Genomic DNA, 11,630 nt, shown 5'->3' on the forward strand with positions numbered 1-11,630 from the left:
ACTTTGGTAGGTAACTCATTGACCACTACGCGATGGCCCACCCCAAGCCCGGTATCGACACACCCCAACAGGGATCCGTCCAGATCAGCCCCGGTCCCGAAACCCCACCACCCCAGGGGACTTACCCCCGGTGACCGGTCCGGCAGGCCTGATAAGCCACCGTTCTTTACGCTGGGCGGCTTTGGAATTGACGCGGATGAGATTCCGCAACTCAAGAACAGCATCGCGACTACAGCGTTGCGCCTGGGATTCGCCAGCAACTACCCATACGAGTTGAAATTCAGTCATGTCGGGCTCAACCGTGATCCGGAGAAAAAGCCGAACTGGATGATTAGGTCGGGCCTCGATACTAGTGTTAAGAGAAGGGCACTGGTATTGGGTTGCCTTCAAGCGCTCGTCGAGATCTCCAGTGTGAAAATCATTATTGTCGCGGTCGATCAGCGCCGCACATATGGCAACCAATCACCCATCCTGCACGGTGTGAAACCGCTTTTCGAACGGATTAACTACGACTGCGCGGAGCACACCACAGGCGGGCTTGTGATCTGCGATGAGGAACAAGCCGATGACAAGAAGCTTCGCGACGCCACACGGAGCGGATCGTTTTACACCACATTCGATAACCTTGTCGACGCCATCTCATTCATGCCATCGCAAGAAAGTATCGGCGTGCAAATGGCCGATCTCATCGCTGGCGGCTTCAACAGGTACCTGAACAACCATGATCCCGGTTATGCACGCGTCCTGTGGCCGAAATTACGCGCTAGTGCCTCCGGTCGGGTTTGCGGTTTCGGGATCAAGCTGTACCCCTCTGGCAGTTGCCCAACACCGCCCATGCCACCATGGCCGCTACCTCCGTTCGACGCAAACGTTGAGGAGCGCTTGTCGGAGTGCCTGGGGCGGTGACCAGCGGCAACATAAGTTGGCGACCGAGGGTCTCATCGACTCACGGGGCCGCAGAACCCCTCCCGGTCTGCGCTCTACCGTACACGCACGTACCGACTATGCGGTGCAATCCAACGCGCGGTCGTGGGTCTGCACCAGCGCTTATGCTTGGCCGCCTGCGCTCGCAGCCGCACCAACCCCGCCCGCTCCTCAGCCGAAAGCGGCTCGCCTCCACCGGGATCGGGCCCTGATTCCAGCTACGGCGGTGGCCATCCGCCGACGTTCATCACGCACCCAGGTATGCCGCCGGTTCTCATGCAGATCCAGTTCGCGGGCAACTTCAGCAACCCGCTGATTGCCGTCGATCACCTGATTTGCGGCCTCAACCCTGTACTCAGGGGTATACCAACGCCGGCGTCGTGGCATAGGAACATCTTTCCAGGGAACCGCCGTCCCGCTATCTCAGACGTCCACCGTTTCTGGGGGACCTCACGTTTCACCCGTCAAAGGTGCGTCAGGTTGGATGTGGCAGCCATTCGAACGGATTCAGTACCAGCCATGCGCCGAAAGCCAGCGTCGTCACGGTGAACAGCATCACCGGGATGCGGGCTATCGGCCTGCGGTAGACCAAGAGCGCAACGCCTCCAACCATCACGGCCATTTGAATCCACACAACCGCCGTGAGCAATGGTCCGGAGTGAAACAGTCTGGCCACCGGGATGTACAGCCAGATCGTCAAAAAGACGCCGAAGATCGCCGCGTACAGCGCGATATAAGACAGCGCGACGCCCAGGACCGCTTTCGCGACCGTACGGGCCAGCTGGAGCCGTTCGCGGGTCAGGAGGAAGCGCAACATCAACCCCACCATGCCGCTGAGCACCAGGGAAGCCAGCAACAGATCGTCATACAGCCGATACCACACTCAGTCAGTATCGGCCGCCGCCCGGACATGGGCAGGTTGGGCCTGGCCGCAGCGGCGCCGTGCGAACCCATTGGATTGTTCGCGTGTCGCTGCTCTCATTACGCCCCACCGGGATGCCACCCGCGCCAAGCGACGGAGTACAACTGAAGTCTGTGGTCTGTATCCGCGGGTCACGTTGAGCCAAAGGGTAAACGCGATGTTGAAGAAGATTGGGATTGGCGCCGCCGCATTTGTTGCCGCGATCACATTGGCGGCACCCGCGCACGCCGATGATGCAAGCTACCTCGACTATCTCCGATCACACGGCCAGAACATCATGGGCTACGGCCCGGTCGAGAACGACTGGGTGACCGCCGGACACTTCGCCTGCGCGCGTCTCCGCGACGGCGAGACCCCCGAGCAGGCCGCCAACCACCCCCAGCACGCCTTCCAGGACAACGGCCCGCTGGTGGTCGACGCGGCACGCCACGAGCTGTGCCCCGACAAGCTCTGACCTGCTCGGCACTCGGCGGAGGTCGTCATGCTTGACGTGAGGTACCGCGCCGCCCGCCAGCGGGTCGCCGATGTGGTCAGCACCCTTAGCGACGACCAGCTGCGCACCCCGGTACCCGCCACCCCGGGCTGGACCGTGCACGACGTGCTGGCGCATCTGGTCGGGGGTGCGGCCGACCTGTCGAGCGGACGCCTGGACGGGGCACCCGGTGACGCATGGACGGCCCGCCATGTCGGGGAGCGTCGGCACCAGTCCGTGGCGGAGCTGCTCGCCGAGTGGGAGCGCGTCGCCCCCGGCACCGAATCGGCGCTGGCCCAGTCAAAGCTCTCCGGCCCCAACCTGGCCGGCGACGTCATCGGGCACGAGGCCGACCTTCGCGAAGCGCTCCGGCTGCCCCGGCCGGACCGCGCGCACTGGCAGCCCGTGCTGGAGGTGATGATGGCGCTGCTGGCGCGGCGGCTGCGGCACAGCACCGCGCTGCTGATCCGCGACGAACACGGCCAGCAGTGGCGCTGCGGTTCCGGGGACCCCGAGACGCTGCTGCGCGCCGACGGCTATGAGCTGCTGCGCGGCACCTTCAGCCGCCGATACCAGCGCCAGATCGCCGCCTGGGACTGGACACCGGCGCCGACCACCCAGATGACCGAGCTATTCGGCTTGTTCGGCCCGCGCGACGACGACCAGTCGATTCCGCTGGGCTGACGTCCCTACCCCAGCACGGTGTGCATCAACATCACGTCGTAGGCGTTCCACAGCGACAGCGTGAAGAACACGTCCTTCCCGCTCGTCCACGGATGCAGGTACGGCGCGTAGATGCCGCCGGGCATCTGCATCGAGGACACCAGGGGCTGTTCGGCACTCCAGGGTCCCTGCGGCGCCGGGGCGGTGCGCGCCACCACGTCGTTGGCGCCGTTGCTGTAGAGCACCAAGAACTTCTTGAGATACGAGTTGTATTGGGCGGACATCTCGCCCACCGGGCCCGGGATCACCGGGGTGGCCGCGCCCGGATTGCTCGGCACCCAGCCCCCGGAATCGTTCCAGTACTGGTATCTCGTGACGTCGATGAGCTGGCCTTCGGGAACCCGGGACAGGTACGCCGACCCGCCGCGCCCGGACGGTGTGCCGAACGAGTACAGGTATCCGTCGCCGCCGCGCAGGTAGGCCCCCATCTGGAAGTTCTCATTGCCCGGTACGTACCGGGCCCCGGGGACGTTCTCCGGCGCCGTGGACCGCACGGTCTGCGGGAAGATCCCCCAGTGCTCGCCGTTGTCGGGTGACATCGCGATGGCCGAGTAGTTCGTCGACCATTCGCCGTCGCGGCCCCACTGCTTGATGGACATGAAATTCATGTATTGCTTGCCGCCGACGGAGATGGCGGCGGTCGGAATCATGCCCTCCTGGCTGGGCGCCCACTTGACGTGCGGCAGGATCGGCCGGGAGAAGTTCGATTGCAGCACCGGTGAGCCGGAGTATTTGTTGCCGACAATGCCGGGGCCCACCAGGATTCCGTCGGACAGGTCGCGGTCTTGGCTGCGAAACAAGGTGTTGTACCGCCACTGTTGGCCGGGCAACCGGCAGTAGCCGAAGGTGTCACCGAACGCCATGAGCACCTGACGGTTGGCGGGATCGCCGTTGTCCCAGGGGATCCCGAGGTCGGTGCCGGAGATGCCGAACCGTTCGAGGGTCCTGTTGGGGCTGTTGGGCCCGGTCACCCACTCGACCAGCGACGTCGTCGACCCCCCGATCGCGGCACCAGGGTCAGGTGCCGCGGCCGCCGGAGCGGCCGCGGGGTTCGGGGCCGGCTGCGGAACTGCCGGCGGCGCGGGGGCGCCCCCGCCGGGCGGCGGAACCGGCGGGGCCGGGACCACTGCCGCCTGCTGTTGGATCGGCGCGGCGGGGTCGGGCGGATCGCGCCGCGCGGCGTACCCCGAACCGCTGGGGTGCAGCAAGGACCTGATCAGCGGGCCCAGTTTGGGCAGCGGCGCCGACGGATTGGTCCCGCGGGGCCGGCGCCCGGTCGGCCGTTGCACCGGTCCCGGGTTGGGCGTCACCGGGACCGCGGTCGGCGGATCGACATTGGCTTCGGGCGAATTGCAGGTCGCCGCGGACGCAGACGGCGCGGGGCCGGTCTCAACGATCAGCGCGACGGCAGCCAGCACTGCCATCGCCGCTGAAACGATTCGACGGATCGCCGACATGTCACACCTTTCTGGGGGACGCGCCTTGACGTCCGCACTCGACTGGTGTGACGATAGTGGCCTGCGAGGCTGTTGTGGCCTGTGATTCGGGAGTGGTACTCATCCGTGACCGTGTCGCAACCGACCGATTTCGCCCCGATGGCGCGTGGGCGTGCTACTTTGTGGCCCGCTTAGTCGAGGGCGCGCACCGCGTCGGCCACCTGATGCAGCTGGTCGAGGTCGGAACTGGTCGGGATGAGATGCACTTCGTCGGTGCCGATCGCGGCGAATTTACGCAGCACCGCGACCAGGTCGTCGGCGCTGCCCGCCCACCCGGTGGTCGGCGCCATCGCGTCGACGTAGTCGGCCGGGATCCAGTTCATGTAGCGCCGCAGGTGCCGGTGCACCTGGGCCCGGGCGGACTCGTCATCGCCCAGGGCAAACCAAAACGACGTCGCCAGATGGGGTTTGGGTTTGCCGGCCTGCGCCCACGCGGCGCGGGCGACGTCGAACAGCTCGTCTTGTTTGGTCACGTCGAGATCCAAGGTGGTACCGGCCAGCCCGTCGGCCCAGCCCGCGGCGCTGCGGACGGTCTTGGGACCGATGGTGCCCACCAGCAGCCGCGGACCTCCCGGCTGCACCGGCGCCGGCCCCACCGGCAGCACCGATTCGGTGACCTTCTCCCCCGCCCAGACCCGTTTCATGACCGCCACCCGCTGCGCCATGCCGCGCATCGTCTGGGTGGCCGGGTCGGCGCCGACCGCGCGATAGTCCTCGTGCCGGCCGCCCACGCCGATGCCGACGGTGAGCCGTCCGTCGCACAGCAGGTCGCCGGTGGCCAGCGCCTTGGCCAGCATGACGGGATCGTGCAATTGGGGCACCACCACCGTCGTCACCAACCGAACCCGCTCGGTCCAGGCCGCCAGCGCCCCCAACAGCGTCAGGCTGTCGGGGTTCTCGAACGCGATCCGCTCACCCCAGCACAACGACGAGAACGGCCCGTCGTCGATGGCGCGCGCCCAGTCCCGCAGCAGCGTCGCGTCCAGGTCTGGCTCCATCACCGGCATGGTCATCCCGATCTGCACGACGGCGATTCTGGCATGGCCACCACACGCGGCCGGCCGGGTGGCAGCATGTGGCGGGTGGCCGTCACCAGCAGCTCCATCGCGCATGTCCGGCTCACCGTCACCGACATCGAGCGATCGCGGCGGTTCTACGAATCGGTGTTCGGCTGGCCGGTCCTCGTCGAGATGCCCGCGAACGCCGATCAGGCCACCCGCGCGCGGTTGGGTTTTCTGTTCGGCGGGGTCATCTACGACCTCGGCGGTGCGCTGATCGGGCTGCGGCCCGTCGCCGATGACCGCTTCGACGAAAACCGGGTGGGCCTGGACCACCTGGCGTTGCGGGTGGCTGATAAAGGCGAACTAGATGCTGCCGCAGCGCATCTCGATGACTTGGGGATCGCCCATGAGCCGATCAAGGATATCGGCCCGTCGTACATCCTCGAGTTCCGCGACCCGGACAACATCGCGCTGGAGCTCACCGCACCCAAGTAGCGGCGCGGCGGCGGGTCGCGCGGCAGACTGGGGCCATGAGCATTTCCTTCAACCACACCATCGTCGCCGCCCACGATAAGCGGGCGTCCGCCGAGTTTCTGGCCGAGTTGTTCGGGCTGCCCGACCCGCAGCCCTTCGGCCACTTCATGGTGGTGGGCCTGGACCACGACGCCAGCCTCGATTACGCCGAGGTGCCCGCCGAGGAAGCGATCCGGCCGCAGCACTACGCATTTCTGGTGTCCGAGGCGGAATTCGACGCCATCTACGACAAGATCTCGTCGCGCGGCATGCCGCATTGGGCCGACCCGCGCGCCGAGCGGGCCGGCGAGATCAACCACCGCGACGGCGGCCGCGGGGTGTATTTCCGCGACCCCAACGGGCACGCGATGGAGATCCTCACCCGCCCCTACGGCTCGGGGGCCTAAGGGGATCAGGTTTCCCGGTGGCCGCGGGCGTGTTCTTGGGAGCGGTAGTCGTCGGCGAGGCGGGCCACATGCTCGGGCAGCGCCCCGGCCGCGACGTCGGCCAGGCTGGTCTCCTCCAGCACCAGGCGCATGCTGGCGCGCAGCGCCCGCCACACGTCGGGCAGCGCGGCGGTGGGACCTCCGTAGGGCAGGTCGCCGAGCCCGATGTCGCGCACGCTGGCCAGCGGGCCGTCGATGCAGCGCAACACGTCGGCGATGCTGATCTCGGTGGCCGGGCGAGCCAGTTCGTAGCCGCCGTCGCGGCCGCGGTGGCTGCGCACCAGCCGATCGGTGCGCAGCGCCGTGAGGATGTCAACCAGAAATTGCGGCGGGATGCCCTGGGCTTGGGCCAGGTCATCGGTTTTCACCAGCGCGCCGGGCTCGGCGGTGGCGAGCTGCACCATCGCCCGCACCGCGTACTCCGCCTTGGCCGACATCCGCATGCTGGGGATTCTGCCATTGCCCGGCGTTAGCCGATGGCGGCCAGCACCGCCTGCGCGTACTCGGGGCGACACACCACCAGATCCGGCAGCAGCGGGTCGGGCCGGTTGTAGCTCAGCGCCGAGCCGTCGATGCGGGAGGTGTGCAGTCCCGCCGCCCGGGCCACCGCGACCGGCGCCGCCGAATCCCACTCGTACTGCCCGCCGGCGTGCACGTACACATCGGCGCGGCCTTGCACCACCGCGGCGACCTTGGCGCCCGCCGATCCCATCGGCACCAGGGTGGCGTCCAACGCGTCGCGCACCGCCAACGCGAGCGCGGGCGGGCGCGTCCGCGACACCACCAGCCGCGGCGGCCCGTGATGCGGCGCGGGCGCGGCGACGGTGGGGGTGGCCAGGGTGACGCCCTGCGCCGGCAGCGCCACCGCCCCGGCGGCCAGGTCACCGGAAACCCACAACGCCACGTGCACGGCCCAGTCGTCGCGGCCGAGTTCGGCGAATTCCCGGGTGCCATCCAGCGGGTCGACGATCCACACCCGCTGCGCGCGCAGCCGCGCCGGGTCGTCGGCGCCCTCTTCGGACAGCACCGCGTCACCGGGCCGTTCGCGGGCCAGCGCGTCGGTCAACAAGTCGTGGGAACGCTTGTCCCCGGCGGCCTTGCGTTCGGCCTCGCTGGCCTCGGCCAGCTCGTCGCGCACCGCCAGCAGCAGCTGGCCGGCCTGGGTGGCCAGCCGCGCGGCCAGCTCGTGATCGCTCACCGCCGCGACTCGAGCAGGTCGATGACCTGCTGCGCCAGTTCCTCGGTGCTGTGCTCCGGGGTGAGCCGCAGATCCGGGTTCTTCGGCCGCTGATACGGACTGTCGATACCGGTGAAGTGGGTGATCTCCCCCGCCCGCGCTTTGGCGTACAGGCCCTTGGGATCCCGCTTCTCACAGTCTTCCAGCGGGGTGTCGCAGAACACCTCGATGAAGTCCAGGCCGGCCTCGGTGTGCACCTGGCGAGCCAGCTCGCGATGCTCGACCAGCGGGCTGATCGCCGGCACCAACACGGTGTGCCCGGAATCGGCCAGCAGGGTCGCCACATGCGCCAGCCGACGCAGGTTCTCCGCGCGGTCGGCCATGGAGAAGCCGAGGTCGGCGTTCAGCCCGTGCCGCAGGTTGTCGCCGTCGAGCACGTAGGCCGGGACCCCGTCGTCGAGCAGTTTGCGCTCGACCAGCATCGCCACCGAGGACTTGCCCGAGCCGGACAAGCCGGTGAACCACACCGTGCGGCCGCGCGCCATCCGGTCCTGGGCGGTCACCAACGACTTGTGCCGCACCGTATTCGGGCTTGCGGAGTGCCCGGAGGCGTCCCGCAGCACCATGCCGGCGGCCACCGTGCCGTTGGTGGCGGGATCGATCAGGATGAACGATCCGGTGCTGGCGTTGCGGGTGTACTCATCCAGCAGCAGCGGGGTCTGGGCGCGCAGCGAAATCCGGCCGAGTTCGTTGAGCTTCAACGCCGTTGCGGTCTTATCCCGGTGCAAGGTGTTGACGTCGAGGCGGTAGTCCAACCCGGTCACCCGCACCCGGGTGGTGCGGGTGGTGTGCTTGATCAGGTAGTCGCGGCCGGGTTCGAGCGCCGAGCCGTCGGCCATCCAGCACACCGTCGCGTCGAAGTCCTGGCTGACCCGCGGCTGGTTGTTGGCCCGGGCGATCATGTCGCCGCGGGAGATGTCCAGATCGTCGGCCAGGCTCACCGACACCGCCATCGGCGGGAACGCCTCGTCGACGGGTCCGCTGGTCCCGTCAATCCCGGTGATACGACTGGACTTTCCGGTGGGCAGCACCACGATCTCGTCGCCGGGGCGCATCACCCCACTGGCCACGGTGCCCGCGTAGCTGCGGTGGTCACGGTGCTCATGGGTTTGCGGGCGGATCACGTACTGCACCGGGAACCGCACGTCGACCAGGTTGCGATCCCCGGCGACGTACACCTCCTCCAGATGCGATAGCAGCGCCGGCCCGTCGTACCAGGGGCTGCGATCGGACTTGGTCACCACGTTGTCGCCGTGCAGCGCCGACAGCGGAATGGTGGTCACGTCATGGATGTCCAGCCGGGTGGCGAAGGCGTGAAAGTCGTCCCGGATCGCCTCGAATTTCTCTTGGTCCCAGTCGATCAGGTCCATCTTGTTGACCGCCAGCACCACGTGCCGGATCCCCAGCAGCGACGCCAAGAAGGTGTGCCGACGGGACTGCTCCTGCAACCCGTGCCGCGCGTCTACCAGCACGATCGCCAGGTGCGCGGTGGAGGTCCCGGTCACCATGTTGCGGGTGTACTGGATGTGGCCCGGGGTGTCGGCGATGATGAATTTCCGCTTGGGCGTGGCGAAATAGCGGTACGCGACATCGATGGTGATGCCCTGTTCGCGTTCGGCCCGCAGCCCGTCGGTGACCAAAGCCAGGTCGGTGTAGTCGTGGCCGCGTTCCTTGGAGGTGGCCTCCACCGAGGCCCACTGGTCCTCCATGACGGCCTTGGAGTCATACAGCAGCCGGCCGATCAGGGTGGATTTTCCGTCGTCGACCGAGCCGGCGGTGGCGATCCGCAGCAGTGTCGTCATCAGAAGTACCCCTGCCGTTTGCGGTCTTCCATGCCGGCCTCCGAGATCCGGTCGTCGGCGCGGGTCGCGCCCCGCTCGGTCAGCCGCGACACGGCGGTCTCGGCGATCACCTCGGCCACCGTGGATGCCTCCGATTCCACGCAGCCGGTGCAGGTGACGTCGCCGACGGTGCGGAACCGCACCGAGGTCTCGAACACCTCCTCGTCGGGCCGCGGCTGCAGGTAGCGGTGCTCGGCCAGCAGCATCCCGTCGCGCTGGAAGACGCGGCGCCGGTGCGCGTAATAGATCGCCGGCAAGGTGATCTCCTCGGCGCCGATGTAGGACCAGATGTCGAATTCGGTCCAGTTCGACAGCGGGAACACCCGGATGTGCTCACCCTTGTGGTGCCGCCCGTTGTAGAGGTTCCACAGCTCCGGACGCTGCGCCTTGGGGTCCCATTGGCCGAACTCGTCGCGGAAGCTGAACACCCGCTCCTTGGCGCGGGCCTTCTCCTCGTCGCGCCGGGCCCCGCCGAAGGCGGCGTCGAAGCGGTTCTCCCGGATCGCGCGCAGCAGCGTCACGGTCTGCAGCGGGTTGCGCGACGGGCCGTTGTCGGTGACGCGCCCGGCGTCGATGTCGTCTTGCACCGAGGCCACCACCAGCCGCACCCCGGTCTGGGCGACCAGCTCGTCGCGGGTGGCGAGGACCTCGTCGAAGTTGTGGCCGGTGTCGACGTGCATGACCGGAAACGGCAGCCGGCCCGGGCGGAACGCCTTGACCGCGAGGTGCAGCATCACGATCGAATCCTTGCCGCCGGAAAACAGCAGCACCGGGCGTTCGAACTCGGCGGCCACCTCGCGGATGATGTGGATGGCCTCGGCCTCCAGCGAGCGCAGGTGGCTGAGCTCGTACTGTCCGGGCGCCGGGGACGTCGTCTCTGTGTCGGCCGCCGGGCCGGCCGTCGCCGCGGACGTCACAGTATCCCGGTAAAGTTGGTAGAACTGACCATATTTACGAGCATAACCAACTATAAAACCAGCCAGGATCGGCGCTTGTCAACGGGCGTTTCCCGGCGAGCTACCCGGCGACCTCGTGGAGTTCGCCGGTGGCGACGTCGAACACGAAGCCGCGCAGCGAGGTGGTCTGGGTGATGAACGGGCTGGCCTTGACCCGGCGCAGCGACTGGCGGACATCTTCCTCCGGATCGGGGAAGGCCTCGGCCGCCCACGACGGCCGGATGCCGGTCTCCTCCAGGATGGAGCGCTTGAACTCGTCGTCGGTGAAGGTGAGCATGCCGCAGTCGGTGTGGTGGATCAGGATGATCTCCCGCGTGCCCAGCAGCCGCTGGCTGATCGCCAACGAGCGGATCGCGTCCTCGCTGATCACGCCGCCGGCGTTGCGGATCGCATGCGCCTCACCCTCGTTGATGCCCAGCACCCGGTACACGTCCAGCCGGGCGTCCATGCAGGCCACCACCGCGACGTGCTTGCTCGGCGGCATGGGCAGCGGGCCGTGGAAGGTCTTTGCGTACTCGGCGTTGTTGGCCAGGTAATCGTCGGTAACTGTCACGCCCATCTCCTCACCATATTTGGGGGTACGTCGTTTGCTAGACAGACGGCTGGCGCCGGTCAGTCTAGCAATCGGCGGGACCGATTCCACGGGTTCGGATCATCGAAACTTAAGCAGGTGTACGCCGGTGGCTGCTGAAATCGACGTCCATACGGCGCGAACCCCCGATTCTCGGGGCTATAGGTCAATCTGGACGTCGATTTCAGTAGGCACCGGCCCGGCGACACGAGGCGGCCAGCCACCGAAGAAGGCGCCGGCGCGCTCTACCCTGTGCCCATGCCCTCCGCACCGGGAATCCCCGCATGACCCGTTTCCTGGCGCGGCGGTTGGTCAACTACCTGGTGTTGTTGGCGCTGGCCTCGTTTTTGGCGTTCTGTTTGACCTCGGTGTCGTTCTCGCCGCTGGACAACCTGCTGCACCGCAATCCGCGCCCGCCGCAGGCGGTGATCGACGCCAAGGCCGCCGAGCTGGGCCTGGACAAGCCGATCCCGCTGCGCTACGCGCACTGGGCCTCCCATGCCGTGCGCGGCGACTTCGGCGTGACCG

The 11,630-nt window shown here is 67.5% G+C and carries 14 protein-coding genes and 1 pseudogene; 6 read left to right on the plus strand and 9 right to left on the minus strand.

Annotation, left to right across the window (positions count from 1 at the left end):
* The coding region (locus tag BKN37_RS28050) for a DUF3800 domain-containing protein (RefSeq protein ID WP_083341969.1) at positions 1-906 on the plus strand (906 nt) is incomplete at its 5' end.
* 189 nt (positions 907-1,095) lie between these two features.
* Here the strand turns inward: BKN37_RS28050 and BKN37_RS30475 are convergent.
* On the minus strand, positions 1,096-1,311 hold the full coding sequence (locus BKN37_RS30475; RefSeq protein ID WP_083341970.1) for a transposase: 216 nt from the start codon (positions 1,309-1,311) through the stop codon (positions 1,096-1,098).
* Between the two features lie 88 nt (positions 1,312-1,399).
* On the minus strand, positions 1,400-1,807 hold the full coding sequence (locus tag BKN37_RS22285) for a hypothetical protein (RefSeq protein WP_071029125.1): 408 nt from the start codon (positions 1,805-1,807) through the stop codon (positions 1,400-1,402).
* Positions 1,808-2,003: 196 nt separating this feature from the next.
* On the opposite strand from BKN37_RS22285, the gene BKN37_RS29325 reads away from it, so the two are divergent.
* Positions 2,004-2,300, plus strand: coding sequence for a DUF732 domain-containing protein (locus tag BKN37_RS29325; RefSeq protein ID WP_071029126.1), 297 nt, complete (start codon positions 2,004-2,006; stop codon positions 2,298-2,300).
* A gap of 27 nt (positions 2,301-2,327) precedes the next feature.
* Positions 2,328-3,002 (plus strand): maleylpyruvate isomerase family mycothiol-dependent enzyme, encoded by a 675-nt coding sequence (locus BKN37_RS22295; protein WP_071029127.1) that lies wholly within the window; start codon positions 2,328-2,330, stop codon positions 3,000-3,002.
* 5 nt (positions 3,003-3,007) lie between these two features.
* On the opposite strand, the gene BKN37_RS22300 is transcribed toward BKN37_RS22295, so the two are convergent.
* On the minus strand, positions 3,008-4,498 hold the full coding sequence (locus BKN37_RS22300) for a DUF4185 domain-containing protein (protein WP_071029128.1): 1,491 nt from the start codon (positions 4,496-4,498) through the stop codon (positions 3,008-3,010).
* A gap of 170 nt (positions 4,499-4,668) precedes the next feature.
* Complete coding sequence (locus BKN37_RS22305; protein ID WP_071029134.1) at positions 4,669-5,550, minus strand: LLM class flavin-dependent oxidoreductase; 882 nt, start codon at positions 5,548-5,550, stop codon at positions 4,669-4,671.
* Positions 5,551-5,610: 60 nt separating this feature from the next.
* On the opposite strand from BKN37_RS22305, the gene BKN37_RS22310 reads away from it, so the two are divergent.
* Both BKN37_RS22310 and BKN37_RS22315 read left to right on the plus strand, forming a co-directional pair.
* On the plus strand, positions 5,611-6,033 hold the full coding sequence (locus tag BKN37_RS22310; RefSeq protein WP_071029135.1) for a VOC family protein: 423 nt from the start codon (positions 5,611-5,613) through the stop codon (positions 6,031-6,033).
* Positions 6,034-6,068: 35 nt separating this feature from the next.
* Positions 6,069-6,458 carry a VOC family protein gene (locus BKN37_RS22315; protein WP_071029129.1) on the plus strand — a complete coding sequence of 130 codons (390 nt, stop codon included), beginning with the start codon at positions 6,069-6,071 and terminating at the stop codon, positions 6,456-6,458.
* A 5-nt stretch (positions 6,459-6,463) separates the two neighbouring features.
* Here BKN37_RS22315 and BKN37_RS22320 read toward each other — a convergent pair whose 3' ends face one another.
* From BKN37_RS22320 to BKN37_RS22340, 5 genes are all read right to left on the minus strand, one after another.
* Positions 6,464-6,940, minus strand: a complete 477-nt coding sequence (locus BKN37_RS22320; RefSeq protein ID WP_071029130.1) for an Rrf2 family transcriptional regulator — start codon at positions 6,938-6,940, stop codon at positions 6,464-6,466.
* Positions 6,941-6,966: 26 nt separating this feature from the next.
* On the minus strand, positions 6,967-7,695 hold the full coding sequence (locus BKN37_RS22325) for a 3'(2'),5'-bisphosphate nucleotidase CysQ (protein ID WP_071029131.1): 729 nt from the start codon (positions 7,693-7,695) through the stop codon (positions 6,967-6,969).
* On the minus strand, positions 7,692-9,536 hold the full coding sequence (gene cysC / locus BKN37_RS22330; protein WP_071029132.1) for an adenylyl-sulfate kinase: 1,845 nt from the start codon (positions 9,534-9,536) through the stop codon (positions 7,692-7,694). The genes BKN37_RS22325 and cysC overlap by 4 nt, the downstream gene beginning before the upstream one ends.
* Entirely contained in the window at positions 9,536-10,492 is a 957-nt protein-coding gene (gene cysD / locus BKN37_RS22335; protein ID WP_071029133.1) for a sulfate adenylyltransferase subunit CysD, read from the minus strand. Before cysD ends, cysC begins: the two co-directional genes overlap by 1 nt.
* 100 nt (positions 10,493-10,592) lie before the next feature.
* The gene (locus tag BKN37_RS22340) at positions 10,593-11,084 is read right to left on the minus strand and encodes a beta-class carbonic anhydrase (protein ID WP_071029136.1); all 492 of its coding nucleotides are present in this window, start codon (positions 11,082-11,084) and stop codon (positions 10,593-10,595) included.
* A 302-nt stretch (positions 11,085-11,386) separates the two neighbouring features.
* Here BKN37_RS22340 and BKN37_RS22345 point away from each other — a divergent pair.
* Positions 11,387-11,630: pseudogene (locus BKN37_RS22345) on the plus strand (ABC transporter permease); the annotation flags it as partial.

Source organism: Mycobacterium talmoniae (assembly GCF_001854525.1).
GTDB lineage: Bacteria > Actinomycetota > Actinomycetes > Mycobacteriales > Mycobacteriaceae > Mycobacterium > Mycobacterium talmoniae.

What these genes read in the sequence shown, in the direction of transcription:
- BKN37_RS30475 (WP_083341970.1), bottom strand. Translation starts at nt 1,311, where the DNA reads ATGCCACGACGCCGGCGTTGGTATACCCCTGAGTACAGGGTTGAGGCC.
- BKN37_RS29325 (WP_071029126.1), top strand. Translation starts at nt 2,004, where the DNA reads ATGTTGAAGAAGATTGGGATTGGCGCCGCCGCATTTGTTGCCGCGATC.
- BKN37_RS22295 (WP_071029127.1), top strand. Translation starts at nt 2,328, where the DNA reads ATGCTTGACGTGAGGTACCGCGCCGCCCGCCAGCGGGTCGCCGATGTG.
- BKN37_RS22300 (WP_071029128.1), bottom strand. Translation starts at nt 4,498, where the DNA reads ATGTCGGCGATCCGTCGAATCGTTTCAGCGGCGATGGCAGTGCTGGCT.
- BKN37_RS22305 (WP_071029134.1), bottom strand. Translation starts at nt 5,550, where the DNA reads ATGACCATGCCGGTGATGGAGCCAGACCTGGACGCGACGCTGCTGCGG.
- BKN37_RS22310 (WP_071029135.1), top strand. Translation starts at nt 5,611, where the DNA reads ATGTGGCGGGTGGCCGTCACCAGCAGCTCCATCGCGCATGTCCGGCTC.
- BKN37_RS22315 (WP_071029129.1), top strand. Translation starts at nt 6,069, where the DNA reads ATGAGCATTTCCTTCAACCACACCATCGTCGCCGCCCACGATAAGCGG.
- BKN37_RS22320 (WP_071029130.1), bottom strand. Translation starts at nt 6,940, where the DNA reads ATGCGGATGTCGGCCAAGGCGGAGTACGCGGTGCGGGCGATGGTGCAG.
- cysC (WP_071029132.1), bottom strand. Translation starts at nt 9,536, where the DNA reads ATGACGACACTGCTGCGGATCGCCACCGCCGGCTCGGTCGACGACGGA.